At 40.5% G+C, this 22,764-nt stretch carries 20 protein-coding genes; 4 read left to right on the top strand and 16 right to left on the bottom strand.

Annotation, left to right across the window (positions count from 1 at the left end):
• The first annotated feature begins 234 nt into the window (after positions 1-234).
• Complete coding sequence (locus FTX54_RS10120; protein WP_147802472.1) at positions 235-1,668, top strand: carbon starvation CstA family protein; 1,434 nt, start codon at positions 235-237, stop codon at positions 1,666-1,668.
• A gap of 53 nt (positions 1,669-1,721) precedes the next feature.
• Here FTX54_RS10120 and FTX54_RS10125 read toward each other — a convergent pair whose 3' ends face one another.
• Both FTX54_RS10125 and FTX54_RS10130 read right to left on the bottom strand, forming a co-directional pair.
• Entirely contained in the window at positions 1,722-2,087 is a 366-nt protein-coding gene (locus tag FTX54_RS10125; RefSeq protein ID WP_147802473.1) for a hypothetical protein, read from the bottom strand.
• 184 nt (positions 2,088-2,271) lie between these two features.
• Positions 2,272-3,438, bottom strand: a complete 1,167-nt coding sequence (locus FTX54_RS10130) for a CapA family protein (protein WP_338484460.1) — start codon at positions 3,436-3,438, stop codon at positions 2,272-2,274.
• An 841-nt stretch (positions 3,439-4,279) separates the two neighbouring features.
• Between FTX54_RS10130 and FTX54_RS10135 the strand changes: the two genes are divergently transcribed.
• Positions 4,280-6,427 carry an ATP-dependent Clp protease ATP-binding subunit gene (locus FTX54_RS10135; RefSeq protein WP_147802475.1) on the top strand — a complete coding sequence of 716 codons (2,148 nt, stop codon included), beginning with the start codon at positions 4,280-4,282 and terminating at the stop codon, positions 6,425-6,427.
• Positions 6,428-6,553: 126 nt separating this feature from the next.
• On the opposite strand, the gene FTX54_RS10140 is transcribed toward FTX54_RS10135, so the two are convergent.
• On the bottom strand, positions 6,554-7,579 hold the full coding sequence (locus tag FTX54_RS10140; protein WP_187254439.1) for a Gfo/Idh/MocA family protein: 1,026 nt from the start codon (positions 7,577-7,579) through the stop codon (positions 6,554-6,556).
• A 568-nt stretch (positions 7,580-8,147) separates the two neighbouring features.
• On the opposite strand from FTX54_RS10140, the gene FTX54_RS10145 reads away from it, so the two are divergent.
• On the top strand, positions 8,148-9,548 hold the full coding sequence (locus tag FTX54_RS10145) for an MBL fold metallo-hydrolase (RefSeq protein WP_246125543.1): 1,401 nt from the start codon (positions 8,148-8,150) through the stop codon (positions 9,546-9,548).
• Between the two features lie 14 nt (positions 9,549-9,562).
• Positions 9,563-9,832: a DUF3006 domain-containing protein gene (locus tag FTX54_RS10150; RefSeq protein ID WP_187254440.1), complete on the top strand. Its 270-nt coding sequence runs from the start codon at positions 9,563-9,565 to the stop codon at positions 9,830-9,832.
• A gap of 837 nt (positions 9,833-10,669) precedes the next feature.
• Here the strand turns inward: FTX54_RS10150 and FTX54_RS10155 are convergent.
• From FTX54_RS10155 to FTX54_RS10215, 13 genes are all read right to left on the bottom strand, one after another.
• Entirely contained in the window at positions 10,670-11,215 is a 546-nt protein-coding gene (locus FTX54_RS10155; protein WP_187254441.1) for a GNAT family N-acetyltransferase, read from the bottom strand.
• 58 nt (positions 11,216-11,273) lie between these two features.
• Positions 11,274-12,398 carry a DEAD/DEAH box helicase gene (locus tag FTX54_RS10160; protein WP_246125544.1) on the bottom strand — a complete coding sequence of 375 codons (1,125 nt, stop codon included), beginning with the start codon at positions 12,396-12,398 and terminating at the stop codon, positions 11,274-11,276.
• A gap of 126 nt (positions 12,399-12,524) precedes the next feature.
• Complete coding sequence (gene aldA, locus FTX54_RS10165) at positions 12,525-13,976, bottom strand: aldehyde dehydrogenase (RefSeq protein ID WP_147802479.1); 1,452 nt, start codon at positions 13,974-13,976, stop codon at positions 12,525-12,527.
• A gap of 181 nt (positions 13,977-14,157) precedes the next feature.
• Positions 14,158-14,337 carry a hypothetical protein gene (locus tag FTX54_RS10170; RefSeq protein ID WP_147802480.1) on the bottom strand — a complete coding sequence of 60 codons (180 nt, stop codon included), beginning with the start codon at positions 14,335-14,337 and terminating at the stop codon, positions 14,158-14,160.
• A 106-nt stretch (positions 14,338-14,443) separates the two neighbouring features.
• Positions 14,444-15,214, bottom strand: coding sequence for an SDR family NAD(P)-dependent oxidoreductase (locus FTX54_RS10175; RefSeq protein ID WP_147802481.1), 771 nt, complete (start codon positions 15,212-15,214; stop codon positions 14,444-14,446).
• 208 nt (positions 15,215-15,422) lie between these two features.
• Entirely contained in the window at positions 15,423-16,004 is a 582-nt protein-coding gene (locus tag FTX54_RS10180; RefSeq protein WP_147802482.1) for a GNAT family N-acetyltransferase, read from the bottom strand.
• A gap of 67 nt (positions 16,005-16,071) precedes the next feature.
• Complete coding sequence (locus FTX54_RS10185) at positions 16,072-17,148, bottom strand: lipid II:glycine glycyltransferase FemX (RefSeq protein WP_187254442.1); 1,077 nt, start codon at positions 17,146-17,148, stop codon at positions 16,072-16,074.
• A gap of 614 nt (positions 17,149-17,762) precedes the next feature.
• On the bottom strand, positions 17,763-18,908 hold the full coding sequence (locus FTX54_RS10190) for a glycosyltransferase family 4 protein (protein ID WP_246125545.1): 1,146 nt from the start codon (positions 18,906-18,908) through the stop codon (positions 17,763-17,765).
• A gap of 54 nt (positions 18,909-18,962) precedes the next feature.
• Positions 18,963-19,664, bottom strand: coding sequence for a CpsD/CapB family tyrosine-protein kinase (locus FTX54_RS10195; protein WP_147802485.1), 702 nt, complete (start codon positions 19,662-19,664; stop codon positions 18,963-18,965).
• Positions 19,654-20,400 (bottom strand): YveK family protein, encoded by a 747-nt coding sequence (locus FTX54_RS10200; RefSeq protein WP_147802486.1) that lies wholly within the window; start codon positions 20,398-20,400, stop codon positions 19,654-19,656. Before FTX54_RS10200 ends, FTX54_RS10195 begins: the two co-directional genes overlap by 11 nt.
• Before the next feature lie 59 nt (positions 20,401-20,459).
• Positions 20,460-21,068 carry a sugar transferase gene (locus tag FTX54_RS10205; RefSeq protein ID WP_422387433.1) on the bottom strand — a complete coding sequence of 203 codons (609 nt, stop codon included), beginning with the start codon at positions 21,066-21,068 and terminating at the stop codon, positions 20,460-20,462.
• Positions 21,069-21,191: 123 nt separating this feature from the next.
• A complete protein-coding gene (locus FTX54_RS10210) occupies positions 21,192-21,512 on the bottom strand; it encodes a helix-turn-helix domain-containing protein (protein ID WP_147802488.1) in 321 nt (106 codons plus the stop codon).
• Positions 21,513-21,529: 17 nt separating this feature from the next.
• Entirely contained in the window at positions 21,530-22,705 is a 1,176-nt protein-coding gene (locus FTX54_RS10215) for an aminotransferase class I/II-fold pyridoxal phosphate-dependent enzyme (RefSeq protein WP_422387402.1), read from the bottom strand.
• Positions 22,706-22,764: the final 59 nt, after the last annotated feature.

Here is a 22,764-nt window from a genome sequence, read left to right on the forward strand (position 1 = left end):
TTTTATACTTTATTTGCAAGGCAGCTTTTTATGAAAAATTCCTCATAATTACAGTGCAAAATATCGCTTTGTCATAACCCCGCACCAATGGAGAACTTACCTATATTCGTCACTAATTACCCACTTAAAATTTAATTTATAAATATCTTCTGAAAACACCCTTGCCTTTGTCCCTTTAAATGGTTAAACTGATTTCTGTGTTTCTTTTAACCATACTATACAGAGGTGACTTTCGTGATTACTTTTTTAAGTGCTGTCGTTCTTTTGATCGTCGGCTATGCTGTGTATTCGAAAATAGTAGAGCGGGTATTTGGAATAAATGACAAAAAACTTACGCCCGCCTATGAAAATCCTGACGGGTTGGATTATGTGCCTATGTCTTGGTGGAAGGGCAGCTTAATTCAACTGTTAAATATTGCAGGTCTCGGTCCGATATTTGGTGCCGTACTTGGCGCCCTTTATGGGCCGATAGCATTTATCTGGATCGTAATTGGCTGTATATTTGCAGGAGCTGTACATGACTATTTTTCCGGAATGCTTTCTTTAAAACATAACGGAGCCCAGTACCCTGCGCTCGTAGGGAAATATTTAGGCCGGCCAATGCAGGCAGGTATTAATCTTATTTCCATTTTACTGATGATACTCGTAGCAGCTGCGTTTACCGCAGGTCCTGCTCAATTAATTGCTGAACTGACGCCGCTAAGTTTCATCGTTGCAATTGTACTTATTTTTTCTTATTTTCTGTTGGCCGCTCTTCTGCCTGTTAATAAAATTATCGGCCGCGTCTACCCGGTTTTCGGTGGTATCTTAATATTTATGGCTGTTTCTATCGCTGTGGCACTCCTTTTTACCGATCAGTCCATTCCGAATATAACGACAGCGAACCTTCATCCTGAAAATCTCCCCGTTTGGCCTTTACTGATGGTGACAATATCATGCGGTGCCATTTCCGGTTTTCACAGCACCCAAAGTCCGATAATCGCACGAACAATCAAAAAACAATCTGATGGCAGAAAAGTTTTTTATGGAGCTATGATTGCAGAGGGAATTATTGCTCTCATCTGGGCTGCTGCCGGCATGACTTTTTTTGGAAATACGGAAGGTCTGCAGCAGGCTTTGAACGCAGGCGGTCCTGCAGGAGTAGTCAACGAAATTTCTATCACTTTATTAGGAACTCTCGGTGGCATACTTGCGGTACTCGGAGTAATCATCCTTCCTATTACTACTGGAGACACAGCTATACGTTCTTCAAGGATGATGCTCATTGATTTAATTAAAAAAGGGTTCAGCATGGCTGACAGTAAAGTAATTATATCTGCTGCTACAATTGCAGTTACCGTTCCTGCTTTTCTTTTATCAACGATTGACTATACATTTTTGTGGAGATATGTAGGCTGGACTAATCAGCTCGTAGCTACTGTGATGCTCTGGACAGGAGCTATGTACCTTCTTTACAATCAGAAAGCTCACTGGGTCTGTGGAATTCCTGCCGTGTTTATGACCGCGGTTGTATGTACTTATGTGTTTTATGCTCCAGAAGGGTTCTCCCTCAGCTACCCCCTTTCTATAGTAATTGGAGGTATTCTCACACTTCTTATTATAATATGGTACGTTAAAAAAATTGTTTCCCAGAATAAAAAGACTGCCTCAATGAATAAAGCAGCTTAAAAAAAGACCGGACAGGCTCAAATTTGAGCTTTCCGGTCTTTTTGTCAGTCTTCTTATAGAGGAGAAAGTTCCGTGATATCATAAAGGGCTGCTGCTTTTTCAACATAGAGCTTCACCTTACTGCTGCAATCGGACTGTCTAAAAGCCTCCAGCAGTTCACCTGCCATTAAAGTTGTTTCCTCCGTAAAACCATAGAGCGGGTAGAGATATGCAAAACCTGACCATGCCATAATTTCTCTGCCGATGATTTTCCCTCCGCAGTTCAAAACGAATTCTCCCTGCGCTCTCGTTAAAAGCAGGGGGAGTGGTTGACCATTCTCGGCTTCCTTCCAAATACGGTCCCAAAGATCATTTGCATTTTCAACGTAACTCGGCAGCATAGGATTTCCTTCAGATAGACTGTGTAAAGTATACAGCATTGTAATCAACCCCTTATTTTAAGCTGGCCGTCAGGACTTTGCATGCATATAGAGAAGAGTCCATTAATTACATTTTATACTTTAATTTAAATATGTACAGTCTGTTCGTTAAATTTTCTGACAATAAAAATAAATCCTGCAAAGAAGTTCTTCCAATTTAAAGCAGCAACCAGAAAGTAACGTTTCAATCTATGAATTGGCGAATATGGGCTGTTATGTCCGCAGGGTCTTTCTCCGTATAACCTTTCTCAAAGGCTTCTTCCAGTGTTATTACCCTATGATTATCGTGATCTTCATGCTGTACAAAGGTTGGAAGAATTTTCGGATTTTTTAAAACAACATTCTCTGAATTTCCATTTATTTCTTTTTCCAGTTTGATTTCCGCTATCCCTCCTATGTCTGTATATTCAAAGACCTGGCCGCTTAAATAATTTCCGAGCGAGTAAAAAACGACTGCTTCCCTTCCGTCTTTTGTCTCTAATTTTTCTATAGGCTGAAGAACATGAGGGTGGTGTCCAATTATTATGTCAGCCCCTGCTTCTGCGAACTGGGAAGCGACCCATTTCTGCTCATCATTCGGAAGTCTTGCGTATTCTTCTCCCCAGTGAGCATGAACGATCAGTACATCTACTTTATCTTCAAGAAGCCGCACTTTTTCGAGCATTTCCGGGTAACGGAGCATCGACACAGCATATTCGTGCCCTTCCGGAACAGGTATTCCGTTTGTACCGTAAGTGTAAGAAAGCAGTCCTATGTCTATACCTTTAACGTTAATTATCCTTTCCTCGTTATAATCTTCCCAGCTTTCATATACTCCGGTATAAGGCATATCAACACTATTTAAGTAATCGATTGTATTGTTTATACCTTCTAAACCAGTGTCCAGGGAATGGTTATTGGCCAGACTCAAAAAGTCTACTCCAGCTTGTTGAAGATCATCAACAATCTGTACCGGACTGTTGAACATGGGGTAACCGGATAATCCAAGTTCTTCACCTCCGGGTAGAGACTCCTGGTTTGCCATTAAAAAGTCAGGTTCTTTCATTTCTTCCTCTACAGGCTTGATCATAGGCATAAAATCGTAGCCATCTTCCGTTTCCGCATCTTCATAAACACGATCATGCAGCAGAACGTCTCCTATTGCCCCTATAATAACTTCCTCTGTGTATGGACGATTAATTTTTTCATCTTTTTCCTTCAATTTAATTTCATTTATCGGCATGCTTTCATATGAAAGTGCTTTTCCTTCCGTATTTGATAATGCTATGTAGACTATTCCGCCTGTCATCAACGCAGTAATTAATGTAATAAGTACTGGTAATTTTATGAAGTCGTCCTCCTCATAGAACAATTATGAGTATATTATATCACTTTCTTTCATCTTTTATAGAAAAAGTATGATAATAGAGAACAATAATGACAAGACACCTCCCACGTATTCTAAAGGCTGCCTTGAAAATAAAGTAGAAAAGCGATAGGTGTCCGCTTTCGTTTGCATGGGGACGCTTTCCAGGAGGGCCGGTCTAAGCTAATTCTGACTATCATTCATTCGACCTGAATAGAGGGGATGTTCCATTCCTGTAAAAGGCTATTTTCATGCCTCATGAGGCAGGGCTTTTGCATGAGTGTCTCTGTTAAAGCTCCGTGTAGTTTTTGGAGTACCTGCTGCTCTTCCGCCTGTCCCAAACGCGGCTTACCTGTCGTCCGGAAGGATCTTCCTGCTTTTTTTCCGCAAGCGTCTCTGCCCTGGCACTAGTTTCTACCTTGGTAACTTCTTGATTCAAACAGCGGGCTTTCTGTATTGGAAAATTAAAACGAGGCAGAAACGTGCCTGTGGAAAAAGAAGTTGGAAAGATCCCGCAGAGCGCATCCCTACCCCGGAAAGCTCCTCCACGGCAGGGCTGGAGCGGAGTTTTTTTACATGTACCAATAACAGACTTTAACACAGCTGTTCTAAAAATCTCCAAAGAAATTTAAATAATAGAGCGCCTGTCAGAGAGCAGGGTACTTTTTACATAAACAACTTCTAAGATCCTTCTCTCCCAAAAGGACAGGGATAGGTGAAAATATATCCTGACTATTTTAAAAATATTAAAGCAAAATATTTGAAAGTTAAAGTTGGTCAAATTATAATATAGTCAAAGATAGTCAAAGTCAAAAATACTTTGAACTAATGAAGGAGGCCGCATATTATGAAATGCCAAAATTGTAATAGAAGAGAAGCAACTGTCAATGTCCGGGTACAGCAGAATTATACGAAACACAACCTTCAGCTTTGCCACACCTGTTTTGAAGAATTACAGGCAGCTAATAAAAAGCCTTCCGGGCCCGAGGGCGGTTTTCCTGAAAATATGATGAATAATTTGTTCAAACAATTCAGTTCCCCTTCCATGGGCTCCGGGTCGGCAGACTCACAGCATTATGCTCAGAAAGAGCAGGCGGAAGGAACCTCAGAAGGACTGCTCGACGAACTGGGGAGCAACCTTTCCAATGCAGCTAAAGCAGGTTTAATTGACCCGGTTATCGGTCGTGACAATGAAGTAGAGAGAGTTATTGAAATATTAAACCGGCGCAACAAAAATAATCCAGTGCTTATCGGTGAAGCAGGAGTAGGTAAGACAGCTATTGCAGAAGGCCTGGCACTGAAAATCAGTAAAGGGGACGTTCCAGCTAAACTTATGGACAAGCAGGTATATCTGCTTGATGTTTCATCCCTTGTCGCTGACACAGGAATCCGCGGTCAGTTTGAAGAGCGTTTAAAAAAGATTATCGCCGAGCTGCAACAGCGTAAAAATATTCTCCTGTTCATTGATGAAATCCATCAAATCGTTGGAGCTGGAAAAGCAGAAGGATCAATGGATGCAGGTAATATATTAAAGCCCGCACTCGCCCGCGGGGAGCTTCAGGTCATTGGAGCTACGACATTGAAAGAATACCGGTCAATTGAAAAAGACGGTGCTCTTGAACGACGGTTCCAGCCTGTTATGGTGAATGAACCCTCTCTTGAGGAAGCCGAAACGATTTTGTTGGGTATTAAGGACAGGTATGAAACGTACCACGATGTCAAATACTCCGATGAAGCTGTAAAAGCATGTGTTACGCTTTCCAACCGTTACATTCAGGACAGATTCCTTCCAGATAAAGCAATTGATCTGCTGGACGAGGCTGGAGCTAAAATGAATCTTAAAGCAGGCAGCTCCAGTCAGGAAGATATCGAAAAACGTCTAACTGAACTAGCCGAAGAGAAAAAGGCCGTCCTCTCAAAAGAAGATTATGAGGCCGCTGCTAAACTTCGTGATCTTGAAGAAAGATTGGAAAAACAACTGGAAGGACAACAGAAGGATAATGTCATCACTATCGAAGCTGATACAATTCAGATGATTATTGAAAAGAAAACCGGCATTCCCGTAGGTAAACTGCAGGACAATGAATCTTCGAAAATGAAAAACCTTGCTTCCAATCTTTCCGGCAGTGTTATCGGTCAGGAAGAAGCTGTTCAAAAAGTTGCTAAGGCAGTCCGCCGTTCACGTGCTGGATTGAAAGCCAAGCATCGACCTATTGGTTCTTTCTTGTTTGTAGGCCCTACAGGGGTTGGTAAAACAGAACTTTCAAAAACGCTGGCTAAAGAAATGTTTGGATCAAAAGAAGCTATGCACCGTCTGGATATGAGTGAATATATGGAAAAACATGCTGTATCCAAGCTTATCGGTTCTCCTCCAGGTTATGTCGGTCACGAAGAAGCCGGACAGCTGACTGAAAAAGTCCGGCGCAACCCATATTCCATTATCCTGCTTGATGAGATTGAAAAAGCTCACCCCGATGTGCAGCATATGTTTCTGCAGATTATGGAAGATGGACGGCTTACCGACAGTCAGGGACGAACGGTCAGTTTTAAAGATACAGTGCTCATTATGACTACCAACGCTGGAAGTGGATTATCAAAACAGGGTCCTATTGGTTTTGGTGATACCGAAACGATGAAAGAACAGAATGTCCTTGATTTTCTTACTCCTTATTTCAAACCGGAGTTCCTGAACAGATTCGATGCGATTATTGAATTTAATAAGCTCGAGAAAAAACACTTGGTTGAAATTGTCGATATCATGCTGAAGGAGCTTCAGGAAACTCTATCTGAACAGAAAATCAGTATGGAAGTTTCTCAGGATGCTAAAGAAAAACTCGCCCAGCTCGGATATCATCCTTCATTTGGAGCCCGCCCGCTGCGACGAACTATACAAGAGCATCTTGAAGACCGAATTACCGAATTGATTCTTGATCAGGAAACGGTTGGTAATATAGAAGTAAGTGTGGAAAACGAAACAATTTCATTAAAGCAGTAATGCCAAAGAACCCCCCACGCGGCTTGGCCGCATGGGGGGTTCCTGGGTTCAAAAATAAACTATATTTATCTATGGTCAGAGAGAAAGCTGATGACAGTTTTCCACTACTTAAGCGGATATAAAAGCTTAAATATATACAGATTTTCCGCTTTTTTCGCTTTCGTAAGCAGCTTCCGCCATTTTGACAATCGTAACTGCTGTATCAAGGTCACACCCGCTCCCGAACAATTCCGTCCTCGTGTCTGACTGATCGAGGACAAAATCAATAAACAGGTTCACAGGTACTTCTCCTTCTGTAGCAAATACTGCCTGATCCACCAGTAGTGATTCTCCATCCCCTTCACCTTTATCAACGAAAACATCCGGGTTCTTTTCTCCCAGGATTGTTAAACTTCCTTTCGTACCGGTAACCTCAAGCAGATTTCCACGCGCTCCGGAAACAAGATTTGTATGAGCAGCACCAAGAAGCGAACTGTTTTTAAAAGAAACACTGACCGTAGCTGTATCTTCCACTTCTCTCTTCGTGACATACTTCATGCGTGCGTGTACAGATTCCGGTAATCCTCCCAAGAACGTGAGCAGGGAGAGGCCGTGGACACCCAGGTCGATCAATGCTCCCCCTCCCGCAGTAGACCTGTCATACCAGCTTTCCGGCAGACGGTTCGTTTTGGCCATACCATGAGATCGTCGAAAATAGATAGAAAGGAGTTCTCCTAATTCTCCAGCTGATATCAGGTGTTTTGCATACTGATAAGCGCCAATAGTAAGAGATTCGTGGGAAATTACACATTTCACATTGTTTCCTCGTACAGCCTCCCGTATTTCTTCCGCTTCTTCTCCCGTAACCGCCACAACTTTGTCCGTGAAAATATGTTTATGAGCCTTAGCTGCTTTGATAATGAGCTCAAAATGCCGATTCGTTTCTGCTTCAATCATCACGGCATCAACCGCATCATCATTTAAAATCTCCTCATACTGTTTGATGAACGGCACATTCAGCTGTTCAGCAAACTTTGTGCCACGATCCTTATCATGGTCCCATACCGCTTTCCATTCTATTTTTTCATTGGAAAGCGTGTTCAGTTTATCAATAAATCCTTTCGTATGAACATGCCAGGTTCCTACAAGTGCGAGCCCTACTTTTTCCTTCATTTCTATCATCCTTTCCCGGAACGGTTTTTTCATTGTACGTGATTTCCATTCATTTTCCTACTGAAAAACTGCTATTCTAAGGGAGAATTTTGATTATGCTTATTTCTTCGGCTTTTTTTACGTTCGGTGTTAATAATAAAGCTGTGGTAAAGGATTCTGTTGTTGATAAATGTAGAAAACTCCGCTTCAGCTCTGCCGTGGAGGAGATCTCCGGGTGGACAGCATTCCGGGAAATTTTTCAGTCTCCTTCTTTCATCGGCACCAGAGGCTTTTCACATCTTTTTAATTTTTGATGACAGAAAGACCGCTGGTTGAACGAAGAATGTACAAAATTAGAACCAGGCCAGAAATTCCTTTGGAAAAGAAGCTTGAATGAAGATCCTCCATGTTGAAGGTCTGTTACAGGCGCTATTTTAACAATATTGGCCTCTGACATAGATTCCCTTCAGAAAACCGCGAAATACTTCGATTTATTTCCTCAAAAGGATAATATTATTTCTCTCTATTGTTTTCCATATAGAAAGGGCTTATAGTCGACATATCCGGAAATTCATGGGAGGAATGCGATGTGAGAATCTTTTATCGAGGAGCTGCAGTGATCAGTTTAGCAATTTTGACCGCCTGCGGAACGGCTGAAACTGAAAGTAACAACACTTCCAGCGGAAATACTGAAAATGAGAGCAGTACTTTTAATAACAGTGAAGAAGGTTCTCAGGAAACACCAGCCAAAAACGAAAACAAAACGGATAATATATCAAAAGCGGAACAGGAAGAACCAAAAGAAGATGAGCCCGAAAATTTAAATAATGAAGAGAGCGATCAACACAATGAAACTGTTGAAGAAAATAACCAGTCTATAGAGGAGAATAATACAGTAGAAGAACAAAACTCTTTCGAAGAAGATCTGAGCGGACTGGAAGTACACTATATTGATGCTGGTCAGGCCGATGCTGCGCTTTTCACATACAGCTATGAGGATGAAAATTACAATATTTTATATGACAGCGGTAATTGGAACAGGACAGATGTTTTTGACTATTTGACAGATCAGGGTGTGGAACACCTTAATTTTATGATTGGCAGCCACCCCCATGCCGATCACATTGGGCAGATGGATACGATTATTGAAAATATAGAAGTAGAAGAAGTATGGATGTCCGGTGATGAAACAAGTTCTCAAACTTTTGAGAGAGTTATCGATTCAGTCATAAACAGCGAAGCCGATTATATTGAACCGCGGTCCGGAGATACGTTTCAGGCCGGTCCTTTGGAAATTGAAATATTAAATCCGGAAACCCTATCAGGAGATGTGCACGAAGGGTCCCTTGCAGCAATGTTTACTTACGGTGATAATCGCTTTTTGTTTACAGGAGATGCCGAGACACATACGGAATCAGCTATGATTTCAAGGGGACATGAGCTGAAGGCGGACATTCTCCAGCTTGGGCACCACGGCTCAAACACCTCCACTTCTGAAGAATTCCTGGAAGCTGTTGAGCCGCGAATCGCTGTTGTTTCTGCTGGACAGGACAGTCAGTATGGTCATCCACATGAAGAGGTAATCGATCGGATAAATAACTCTGGAGCTGATATATATGGAACTCACGTTCATGGAACGATCATAGCTGCTTCAGACGGAGAGACATTAGAAATCACCACCGGCTCAACTGGCGATGTCACTGCGCAGGACAACAGCTCCGGTAACGAGGGTTCTTCTTCCCCGAGTAACAACAGCGCGGACCAGAACAGTTCAGAAAACAATCCTGATCCTGATACAGGTGATTGCGTGAACATTAACAGCGCTTCCCTGACGGAATTACAGGATATTCATCAGGTAGGACCTGCGCGGGCTGAAGACATTGTGGATCTGAGGCCATTTTCCAGTGTGAGGGACCTGACACGCGTCAGTGGAATTGGCGAAGGTCGCATAGATGAAATACTGGAAGAAGAAATTGCGTGTGTACAGTAAAGGAGAGAATGGCTATGAGTAAGTATCAAGGATTTATTGATCGGATTGAAGATAACAAATTCGCGGTCATTATTATCGAATCATTAAAAGAAGAGTATATTGTTGAAGCTTCTGACCTTCCCGATGGAGTACAAAGTGGATCCCATCTGCACGTAAATATTTCCAACGGCAGGATTACTTCTATGATTTATGACAAAACAAAGACAAATGCCGTGGAAAACCGCATATCAGATAAAATGGCTGAACTTCGTGAAAAAAAGAAAAAAAGCAGATACGAAAAATAAACTGTCTGGCTCGAACCTTTTAAAAACTACGCTGCTGCTTTGGAACACGCTTTTTTTTACTGAAGACAGAGCTGCCCCAATGAACTGGGACAGCTCTTTTTAATGTCTTCATCGCTGAAAAATGGTTTCTTTATTGAAGGTCAATCCTGTTAACGCCAGAACATTTGGAAGACTGATTTTCAGATCTTACTCAGATCCCGCCGGAGTCGCTGTGTGCGGTTTCAATCATCAGTCTAAAAACATTATCTCTAATAATTGATAATTACAAGCAATGGATCATGGGAAATCTAGTTTCAAGAAATTCTGTCAGCTGCATTCAAGTTATTTCACCATAACAACTTCTTAAAATATACTTTCAACCTTTTAGCCCACAGATATAATTACCCTCTGACTTTCTCATTTTATCAAATAGTTATGTGTAGTTTTTATTATCATTATGTTATTAATCATAGAAATGGTTTAGATATGCACCGTACCTGTCAGCAGAGCATTACATGAGAAACATGTACTGTATTCCTCGAAGAATCCTGTTCTTTAAGCCCTGCTTTCCGTCTTCATCATTCATTATCCGAAATTTAAAAGGCTGTCCCGTAAAAATCGGGACAGCCTGAAAGTGAAAACTTATATTAGCTTCATTGAATCAATTTCATATTTTAAAATAGAAATCAACACTGTAAAAAATTGAAAAATAAACATAACATTGTGTGCTGACCGTACTTTATCCTTCTGGTACTGCTATATTTCCCTGCGCTCATTTCTAAATACGAACATCAGCTTATAACCCGCTATAAGTATTCGTATTTTTATCTGCGAAAAGCACTAATGAAATTCATTCAATTAATTCAGCTTTAGTTGGTGCTTTTGAAATTTTTCCAGGTCATCCCAACCGTAAGCAACTTTTGTATAGCTGTGGCCGCCAATTTCCGCCGGCGCATCATATACTTTCTTGCCTCCCACAGTTTCGAAAAAATCCCTGTCAGGATTATTCTCCAACGTCCATAAAGCTGCTCGTGCGTGATCGAAAGAAAGCAGATGCTCGGCACAAGCTTCGAAGAGTTTACGGCCCAGCCCTCGTCCCTGATGTTCGGGATGAACAAAAACCCCGTAAATTTCTCCCGTATACCGCATACGGAGACGGGCATCACGCATTGTACCTGCCAGGGCAAAAGCGAGGATGGTCCCCTTCTCTTCCGCTACGAAAGTCATTGTACCTCCGCTGAGCGCCTTTGGAAGACTTTTTTTCCAGCGCACTTCTCTTGTTTCATACGTCCAGGTATTCAAAACTTCTGCCGGAAAAATCTCTTTATACGTGTTCAGCCAATTGTCAACATGAACGCGGGCTATACCCGAATAATCGTCTGCACTGGCGCGTCTGATATTCATTATATACTCCCTTTCATCCATTTCGATATGATTATCATAACATAAAGCTGGATTATATTTATACAAGGCGTCCATGGGATAACCGTTTTTGAGTCAATGTCAGTCCTAGGGTATCTCCTATTTGGAGTAGTCTTTCTTTTTCTCCTTCTGTTACGATAGAAACGACTACCCCTTTCTTGCCTGCACGTGCCGTTCTCCCTGAGCGGTGTACGTACTGATGCACATCATTTGCAAGATCAAGCTGAACGACGTGGGTTAAGTCATGCAGATCCAGCCCACGAGATGCGACATCAGTAGCGAGCAGCAGTGGAATTTCCCTGTTTCGGAATTTCTGCATGGCTGCTTCTCTCTCCTGCTTATTTGTTTCTCCCTGCAATAAGGCAATTTTTTTAGCCTTATATTCCAGCCTCTCTCCATAGGTCTGCAGTTCATTGCGGTCGTTACAGAATGCGATGCCGTAAAAACCTTCAATTTGGACAAGCTTCTGGAGAAGTTTCGTTTTGTCTCTTCGTTCACCGACAAGATAAACGTGCTCCATATTTTTAAGCATTTCTTTATCCATACGTATCCTGATGATATCTGGATTATCGACCCTTTCCTCAGCCTGCTTCTCGATACGGGGCGGAATGGTCGCAGAAACGATCAACTTCTGGCAGTCTCTTTTCACGGTTTTTATAAGCTTGTCAATTCCCGTAATGTGTTCTTTTGCAAACAGCTGATCCGCTTCATCCAGGATCAGAGTGGAAACCTCGTGCATTTTTAATTTTTTTGATTCTATATGTTCCAGGAGACGCCCGGGAGTACCTATAATGATTGCTGGCTTCTTCTTGAGCTTTTCTTCCTGCCGCTTCACATTTGCCCCTCCGATCAGGGCGGTACTGGAATAGCCGCTTCCTTCCGTCCATGCCTGTACTTCGGAAAGAATCTGCATAGCTAGTTCTCTTGAGGAAACGACCACAATTATCTGGGCCTGTTTAATGTTTTTGTTGAGTTTATTTAATGCCGGCAGAAGATAGGCTACCGTTTTACCTGAACCTGTCGGTGCCTCCGCAATAATATTTCTATTTTCCAATGCGTTTGGAAGCATTTGCTTTTGAATAGGTGTGAATGCAGTAAACCCGGACTTCTTCCAAGCTTCCTGTAAAAAACCAGGAAGTGTTTCAATTATAGATTCGCTCATCATTATGCTCCTTCTTCGTACGTTTAGTCTAACCTTCATTGTATCGTACGAGACCTTGTGCCGCCAGAGATTTCTTCTGCACATTAAATAAAGACACTCCAGCGGCAGCTGAAGTGTCAAAAGGTTCTTTTATTGATGATCGTCTTTATACTGCATGTAAACTACTTGAGTGCTGAGAAAATCTCCCAGACCGTGCTTTCCGTCTGTGCCGCCGATCCCGGATTGACGGAATCCGGCATGATATCCCTGGACCGCCTCGAAATTTTCGCGGTTTACAAAGGTTTCTCCAAAACGGAGCCCATTGGAAAGCTTCATTGCCTGGTGGTAGTTTTCTGTATAGACAGAGGAAGAAAGACCGTAAACAGAATCATTTGCCATTTCAATCACTTCATCGATATTGTTATACGTTACTATCGGAAGGACCGGACCGAATATTTCATCTTTTATAATCTGCATACTCTGCTTTGCTTCCGAAATCACAGTTGGTTCATAGAAGAAGCCTTTCTTTGTATCTGCCCGCTGGCCTCCAGCGAGTACTTTAGCTCCTGCCTTTTTTGCTTCCTGTACCATTTCGTCCACTTCTTTTAAACGATCTTCGCTTACGAGCGGCCCCATATCAAGAGACGAGTCCTGAAGCGGGTCTCCAAAAGTTACTTTTTTCATTGATTCTGTAATTTTTTTCGTGAATTCTTCTGCCACGCTTTCATGAACATATACTCTCTCAGCATTAGTACATGCCTGACCCGCGTTAATAATACGGCTTTTCGTAATATTTTCAACAGCAAGATCAAGGTCCGCCTGCTCAGTTACTATAGCAGGAGCTTTCCCTCCAAGTTCAAGATTTACTTTCGTAATGTTCTGTGCTGCTGCTTCCATTACTTTTACTCCGGCAGGAATACTTCCGGTCATCGTTACCATAGCTACTTTTTCGTGAGTAGCCAGTGCATTTCCGAGAGTGGAACCTTTCCCGGTAATAAAATTGTAGACGCCTTTTGGGAGAATATCCATTTTATCCAACATTTCTGTGAAGTAGGCTGCTGTATTTGGAGTCTGCTGGCTTGGTTTAAGAACGATTGTGCATCCTGCCATCAATGAAGTCGCTACTTTACGGGCGAGTATAAATACAGGGAAATTCCAAGGAACAATCCCTGCTACTACACCTATAGCCCGCCGATGTATAAAAATGTTTTCGTTCGCGCGGTCACTTGGTACTATTTCTCCTTCGATCCGGCGGGACCATTCCGACATATACTGAAAATAGTCGATAGCGAGATCGACTTCTCCGCTTGCCATTTCCTCACTTTTTCCTTGTTCTTCAATAAGAAGTTTAATAAACGTTTCCCTGTTTTCTTTCATTTTCAGGCCAATTTCGCGAACAATCCGTCCTCTTTCATTCGACGGCGTTCCTTCCCAATTTTTCTGAGCTTTAAAAGCTGCTGAAACAGCTTTTTCTACATCTTCTTCTGTACCATTTGAGATTCTGGAAATCACTTCTTCTGTAGCCGGATTCACTATGTCAATAGTATCTTTCGCAGTGGAATCCGTAAATTTACCGTTAATATATAATTTATGGGGCTTCATATGTTTCATCCTCCTTCTAAAATCACTAAGGAGACTGTACCTTTTTTTTCGCAACACTAAACATCAGCACAAAGAACCCCGGATTTTCTGCAGCTGTTACACAGAAAATCCGGGGTTAGATTAATGGCTGTTTCGGCATCCAGAAACATCCTTTCCTTTTTATTTATTGTCATCCTTGATTTTAATGAAGCGGCTTTTCCTTTTTAATTTCCTCTTTCATAGATTTATTAAGGTCCATTTCTTTATCGTCCTCATCTTCAGCGATCAGACGAATTGGACCACCTTCACTAATCATGTTCTCAATCGCAAGGTCATAGTCTTTGCGATCCGTTTCCAGCACTATTGGAATACGCTTTTTCATCTTCTCCACCTCCTCTCGGACCTTATTATTCTATACCCGAAAGGAGCGTGAATGAACCGTAAATAAAAGCACACAGATGTGAAATTACTCTGACATTTGCAAGTGTTCAGCGGGCACCCATCCCTCCATCCACACGGTACTGGCTTCCTGTAATGAATTTTGAATCATCTCCTGCCAAAAACAGCATTAAATTAGCAACTTCCTGCATCGCTCCATATCTTCCCAAAGGTATACGCGCAGTGATTTTCTCTTTAATTTTTTCCGGGTCGTCCTTATTCAGTTCCTTCGCAATTATTCTCATCATTTCAGAATCGATTGGTGAAGGGTGTATAGAGTTTACCCTTATTCCGGATGGTGCTGATTCCAAAGCTGCAGTTTTGGTTAAACCGACTACTGCATGCTTAGAAGCAGAATACAGAGAATTACCGCTGCTGCCTGTCAGTCCTGAAGTAGAAGAAGTGTTTATAATGCTTCCCTTTTTATGATCTATCATAATCGGAAGCACATATTTTAATCCTAAAAACACTCCTTTTACATTGATATTCATAATGGCTTCAAAGTCCTCTGTCTCCTGATCTATGAGGGGGGCTACTTTTCCCAGAATACCGGCGTTATTTAGAAAAACATCGATCCTTCCCCAGGTGGACAGCACCTGGTCCACATAATCCCTTACGTCTTTTTCACTAGTTACGTCTGCTTGAATACTAATAATATCCCCAAATTTACCTAATCTATTTAATTCCAATTTTAATTGTTCGGGGTCCTTATCTACTATAGCTACCTTGGAACCTTCTTTCAAAAAAAGTTCTGCGGCTGTGCTGCCTAAATTACCTGCTCCACCAGTAATAACGGATATTTGTCCTTCCAGTTTCTTCATATGCAATGCTCCCCTGCTTTCCAATTATGATTTATTTTTATCTCTTTTTTTAAATGGATATAAATTATCCAGCACATTAATCAGACCGGAAAACAAAATTTTTCGAAATAATAGCAAAAGAACACTAACGAATTCTAAATAAATGGAGGGATTCCTATGCTCGAAGGAATATTAAGGCATAGGATCCCTTGAATCTAAACTCCTCTGCTTAAACTGAAGCTTTATTCGATTCCGTGTTCCAATATCCGCCTTCTTTACACAGTTCCAGATATTCACTTTTTAAAATCCCTACCATAATTCGGTCATAATATCTGTTATTTCTGAAAGCATGTTCTCTCTTTATCCCTTCCTCTTTCCACCCGCATTTTCCTACATAGAGTTTATGGGACGGGATATTATGTTCTACAATGTCTCCATCCAGCCGATGAAGCTGTAATTCTTCAAAAGCATATTTCATCGTTGTCATTACAGTATCTCTCCCATATCCATGTCCCTGCATATTCTTTTTGCCAATTATTATCCCATGGTAAGCAGAACGGTTTTTGAGATCAATATTTGTAATAGTTGATATACCTATAAACCCATCTTCTTCAGTATCAATGGCAAAACGCAGGTTCAAATCATCGAACGCCAGTTTATCAAACCACATATTTTGCTGGTCTGAAGATATTGGATGGGACCACCCGCCAAGAAGAGGGCCTATTTCAGGATCATTATGATAACTTCTCAACTCCTCCATGTCTTTTCTTTCCAAAGCTCTAAGCCTTACTTTTTTCCCTAAAATATCCATAAAATCCCTGCTTTCTTTATATTATTTGAATCGTTTAACGATGTTTACTTAATAAAAATTTAAATTTTCACTGACTGCTTTGAATACGTTCTCTTACAGGAGTTCTATATGATGGAAAAAAGCCTTCTGATAAACTGTTATCAACACCTGCAAATAATTCCAATTCTCTGTAGAGCTCTTCATTAAATATATTTTTCCCTATATAGAAACTATAATTATTCCCATTCGAGAATGAAGTTTTATATAAGAATAAATTGTCGTTTTCACTATAGCCTCCCCCTAAATTAAGCAGAGTGCACCCTGATTCTTTTGATATTTTTACCATATAATCAAATACTAAATTATTAGGTCTCAAATACAAATAATTCTCATCGGAGGCTCCTAAATGATAATGTGCCAGCTTATTAGAAGTAAACAGAATTACTGCAGAAACTACCGCATTGTCAGAATAAACAAATATAAGATGAGCGTTTGATACGTTGGAATTATTCATCTGCTTAGACAAAGATTCCTGGTCAAAGAAATAATAAGGAGATGCATATTTTCTATTCATCGTTTCTTTATACAATTCGTAGAACGTATGAATATTTCCTGCTGTTTTTTCCACTTCTTTGCAAATTAAATTATTTTTAACAGCTTTCTTTATATTGCGTTTATTCATTTTGGAGTAGCCTTCCCGTATTTTTTCCAATGAAGGCTTTAAATTCACAGCAGTAGTCTGCCTGACATATTGAAGACTGCAGTATTTTGAGAGGTATGCTTTATTATTTACTAATGGATGTACTCTAATTATTTCAGATACAATTCTGTTATTCAGGCAGTAGTGATAAAAAGCCTCTTTGAACTCATTTATTGTTTCTGGGTCACCTTTTAATATTGGCCCTCCGTATCCATAAGGTGTTGTAATATCATAGACTTCATCTTTTTGTCCCATATTGATACTTCTGATAATGATTGGATAGATAATACTTCCCTTTTCATTTTTGAAATAGACGAGCTTTGCTGTTCCCCCTTCTGTTTCAGCTGCCCACTTGCAGTATTCATAAGTGAAATATACATCAGCTTGTGAAAACTGCTTAACGATGCTATCCCAAACTTCTTTATCTTCAACAAAATTTATTAATTTCCTCGAGTGTTGAATCATAGTATTCCTCCTCCAATTTAAAAAATTTTCATTCCAGAAAAATAAATTTAGAAAGATTGGCTGTTTTTGATAATTTGAAATTTCACTTTTCATGGAACCCCTTTCATAACAGACGTTAGTTTTACAGGCAGTTGCCCTCCCCTGCAGGTGAACGATTTACCGAGGGTTTGTTTTCAGCTGCGGTTATTTTTAAACGTGAACGTCAGGATAGAATTTGTTTAAACTACTCGTAAATTTGGCTGAAAAAGCATTTATGAAAGTGATTCCTGTATATAGCTTTTTAAAAATACAAAAACGCAGCTCTATGATTAAGCTCATAAAGCTGCGTTTTTTATAATTTTTATAGTAATGAAACTATGTGAATTGTCGAATTAATTTTTCATTTGTTACTTTTCAGCGTAAAAAGATTGATCTCGGGAGGATTAAAAAGACGAAAGTTTAAAAAAGGTACAGCATTACTTGCCCCCGGTCCTGTGCTTACATACTGCTGTAACCCATTCTTCCAGTGCCAGTGAACACGGCTGCGCAAGGATCAAAGACCGTCAGACAAATCTAAGTCTAAAAGCTTATTAAACCAAGATCCGGCTCCGCGCACCATGTACATTTTATTCTAATTATCCTTTGGAAACAGATTTTTTAATAGCCGGCAGAGTTTTTTCTGAAGATCCTGATTCAGCACTGATTGAATTTAATTCTCTCATGTAGGAAGCAGTAACCTTCTCCCTATTAAATTCTTTTTCCACTTTTTTTCTTCCTTTGAGGCCCATTTGCCGTTTCCCCTCGTAATCCATCTGTATAAATTTTTCGATTTTATTTATTAGATCGTTACTGTCTTTTCCTTTGATTAAAAATCCGTTAACACCTTCTTCTACAATTTCTCTGCACCCGGCCCTGTCAGTCGTAATAGCCGGTCTTGCTGAAGCTGCACTTTCCAGCAGGACATTAGACATTCCTTCCGGGTAATAAGTTGGATGAACTGTACAGTGGGACAACATATAAAATTTTCTCATGTCTTTCTGCTCTCCATGATATTGGATTACATTTTTTATCTGAAGTTCTTTCAATCTGGGTGGAAATCCCTCAATGAGATGACCTACCATATGAAAGTTAACAAAAGGATATTTTTTTTTAAGAAATTCTGCTGCATCAAAATATTGATCGATTCCCTTTTCTTTAATCAACCTTCCAACAAATAAAAAGTGTAAACTACTGCTTTCGGGGTACTTGAGCGGTTCATAATGTTCGAGATTTACTCCAGAGCCCGGCAGCGTTTCATATCTGGAATTAATTATTCCCCTCTTCACAAACATTTCTTTGTTCGATTCGTTTTGAAAAAAAACACAGGAGGCTTTTTTCAGTGCTGCCTTATACATGGTTAAAGTAACTTTCTGGAGCCATCCTGCGTTCTCTACGGCCGAGCCAAGACCAGTAATATTGGAGATGTAAGGAATTTTAAAAAATCTGCTTACCATCCCTCCGTAAATATTCGGCTTAATTGTATAAGTCAGTACAACATCCGGTTTTAAACCCTTAATGATTTTTGCATAATTTAAAATTAATTTTGCATCTTCCAGAGGATTGACTCCCCGTTTACTTAAAGGGTAATCGATAAATTTACAGTTGATTTTTTTCAGCCAGCCGCTGCTTCCATCTTCCGGCACTGCACATGTCACTTCGTGGTCTACCGCTAAAGCCGTGATCAATTCCCGGCGGAAACTGTACAGCCCTACTAAATCATTTGCAATTATAAGTATTCTCATTATCGTCCTCCCGCCTTTGCACGTAGTTCCGGTTTTATTATAGAGTTATCCTGTTTATCCCTCTTCGTAATAATAGGAGTAGGGAGTGTCCTTTACCGGGCAGTCATTAAGCACTGCTCCGAGCAAATTTCCTTCTACTTTTTGAATGGAACCTACCGCTTTTTTCGCCTGCTCTATTTCCGTTTTTCCATTTCTAATGACCAGCATTGTTCCATCAACCATACTTGACAGAATCAGTCCGTCTGTCACAGCGTTAACCGGCGGGGCATCAAAAACAATATAATCATATTGTTTTTTCGCTTCTTCAATAAACCTCTTCATCCTGTTCGATGCAAGCAGTTCGCTTGGATTAGGCGGGAGGGGGCCTGAAGTAAGAACAGATAAATTAGGGTTGAATGTGCGTTTCACTGCGTTTTTTATTCCTGCCTGGTTTGTAACTACGTTAGTAAACCCGATATTATTGGATATTTCAAAAGTGTAATGAACGGAAGGTTTACGAAGGTCCGTATCAATAAGCAGTACTTTGCTTTCCTGCTGGGCAAGAACAATGCTTAAATTTGCAGCTATTGTAGATTTACCTTCACCAGGAAGAGGGGAGGTAACTACAAGGGTTTTCAACTTTCTATCAATTTGCATAAACTGCATATTGGTTCTAAGCGTCCTGAATTGTTCTGCTGCAGGTGAACGATTTTCGAGTGTGGTCAACAGAAATCGCTTTCTCGAATTTTTGTCATTTTTAAATTTTCTATGCACCATAAGTTTCACTTCCTTGTGATTTCTCTGCAGATGACAGTACCTCTAAATCAGGTCTGTTCTCTACGTTGACAGTGGAAACCTGTCCCAGAACGGAAATATTTAATTCATTTTCAATATCTGCTTCTGATTTAATCGTATTATCCAGTAATTCAAGAAACATAGTAATTCCTATGCCAAGCCCGAGGGTCACGATAAATGCTGCTCCCATGTTTAACCCGATATTAGGACTTATCGGAGAAGGATTTCCCTCTACTTCTGCTTCTGCTAAGGAAGATACATTATTTATATTCATTATCTGTGGTACTTCCTCCTGAAATACTGAGGCAAGAGTGTTGGCAATATCTGCTGCTTCAGCCTGATTGCTGTCTTCCACCGTGATCCGCAGAACCTGGGACTCCCCTTCACCCCTTACAGTAATCTGACTGCTCAATTCACTTCTTGACTGTTCCAATCCCAGCTGCTGCAGTGTTGGATCCAGAATTCGGGAAGAAGTAATGATCGTGTTATAGGTTTCGATCAGCTCCCTGCTTGTTTCCAGTTCCCTGGAAGAGAAAGCTTCTCCTTCTGAAGGTGGTTGATTGACCAGTATCTGCGTAGAAGCTTCATACATCGGAGTAACTAAATAGTAGGTCATTAGACCAGCAGCAGCAGTAATTGAAAAAGTCATTAGAACTATCAGGCGGATACGCCTTTTAAGAATGGACAGTATTTCTAAAAAATCAATTGGGGATTTCATTGTTGCCTCCTTTAATTTGATCAAACGTTTTGAACAATATATATCTGCAAGTGTTTTTTTTATTTATTAGTTATCTGTGCTGTTTTACTGCCCATAAAAGGTCGCCCGCCTTCTCCTGAATTATCAATCCCCTCTCTTTTAAACACTTTCCATAGGGTCATGAAGAGAATTTTCAGGTCAAACATAAGGCTTTGATTTTCTACATAGTACAAATCACAGTTAAATTTTTCTTCCCAGGTTAAATTATTTCTGCCATTTACTTGGGCCCATCCAGTAATACCCGGCCTTACTATGTGTCTCTTTTTCTGTTCCGGAGAATATCTTGATAAATATTCCGGAAGCAGAGGGCGCGGTCCCACAAGGCTCAGGTCCCCTTTAAGAACGTTCCAAAGCTGCGGAAGTTCATCAAGACTTAGTTTCCGCAGTACTTTCCCCGTATAAGTTATTCTTTCCTCATCAGAAAGCAGATTTCCCGCCGCGTCTTTTTTATTTGTCATTGTTCGAAACTTATAGAGATTGAAAAGCATTTCGTTCTTTCCCGGGCGCACCTGCTTAAATAGGACAGGGCCGCCCATATTTTTTTTGACAGCTGCCGCTGAAATTATCATAGCTGGAAAAAGCACAAGCAGCATTACCATGGCAATCGTCACATCCAGTGTCCGCTTTATCACTTAGATCTCCCCCAATTTCCACTTACGTTGTAATTTGGACAAATTTATAAATAGAAGCTTTACCGACTACACTCTATTTGACTTTTTAGTCCTCCCGAAAATTTTTCTGTATCCAGGAGTCTAAATTTCTCTCTTTTGCCATTCAATAAATTCTATGACTTTTTCATATTCCTGCAGATCTTCTTTCGTTACATTTAAATCGTTAAGTTTATTAATAAAAATTTCGTATTGTTCTGAATTGTTATCTTGTATACCAAGCAGAGTGATTATATCTGTATTCAAAACTTCAGCCAGTTTTTCCAGCACTTTTATTGACGGATTTTTATTAATGTTTCGCTCAATATTGCTTAAGTTTGACTTGGAAATCATGGCTTTCTCTGCCAGTACTGTTAAAGTAATTCCTCTTTCTTTTCGTATGCGGTTAATATTTTCTCCAATCATGGCCATTACCTCTTTTTCTATAGATTAGACAGTATCGCCCCCTGGGCAGATTTTTCATAAAGGCTGGCTTTCACCGTTTCTATTACGAACCGATGCTCTTCGCCTGATAAACTTGTGCCGGATGGCAGGCATATGCCACGATCAAACAGCATTTCAGCCGTACTGTTTCCTGGAATATGAGCATAAAAATTGTGATTTTGAAACAACGGCTGAAGATGAAGCGGCTTCCATACTCTTCTTGCTTCAATATTGTGACTCTGCAGATTATTAATGACGTCCTGGGGATTATTGTCCATTGGCAGTGTACAAACGGTAAGCCACCGGCAGGAGTAAGACCCTTCATACTCAGGCATAAATTCTATGCCTTTTGTACTCAAAGCTTCTTCATAGCGTTTATAAATAAAACGTTTTTGCTCCACCCGCTCATCCAGAGCCAGAAGCTGGGCTCTTCCTATGCCTGCAAGTATATTACTCATTCGGTAATTATAGCCTTTAACACTATGCTGGTAGTAATCAGCCTGATCTTTAGCCTGCTGAGCTAAAAATTTGGCTTTTTCGAGATGACTCTTCTTTTTTGCCGTAAGCATACCGCCTCCGGCCGTGGTTATCATCTTATTTCCATTAAAAGAATAAATTCCAAAATCTCCAATCGTTCCTGTTGGAATACCTTTGTATCCAGCCCCGAGAGATTCAGCTGCATCTTCAATTACAGGAACTTGATAGCTTTTACATATTTCCATTAGTTCTTCCATTCTGGCACTCTGGCCGTATAGATGAACGATTATTACGGCTTTCGGAAGTTTTTTATCTTTTTCAGCTTGTACAAAAGCTCTTTTTAAAGCCTGCGGAGACATATTCCAGGATATAGGATCTGAATCGATAAATACTGGCTCAGCTTCCTGATATAAGATCGGATTCGCACTTGCTACGAAAGTAAGGGTAGAACAGAATACTACATCTCCTTTTGTTACTCCCAAAATATCCAATGCCAGATGAATCGCAGCAGTTCCTGATGAAAGCGCCACCGTTCCCGGTGCTTTCAAATAAAGCGCCATTTCTTTTTCGAATCCTTCAATGTGCGGGCCCACTGGAGCGATCCAGTTAGTATCAAAAGCTTCTGATATAAACTGCTCTTCCTTTCCAGTCATGTGTGGCGGTGAAAGAAAAATTTTTTTTGAATTCAATTTGTTCAAGCTAAACTCCTCCCCAGTATTATTAATAGTAATTTTCTATTTTTTAAAAACGCTTTCAG

It is taken from the genome of Alkalicoccus halolimnae (genome assembly GCF_008014775.2).
Taxonomy (GTDB): domain Bacteria; phylum Bacillota; class Bacilli; order Bacillales; family Salisediminibacteriaceae; genus Alkalicoccus; species Alkalicoccus halolimnae.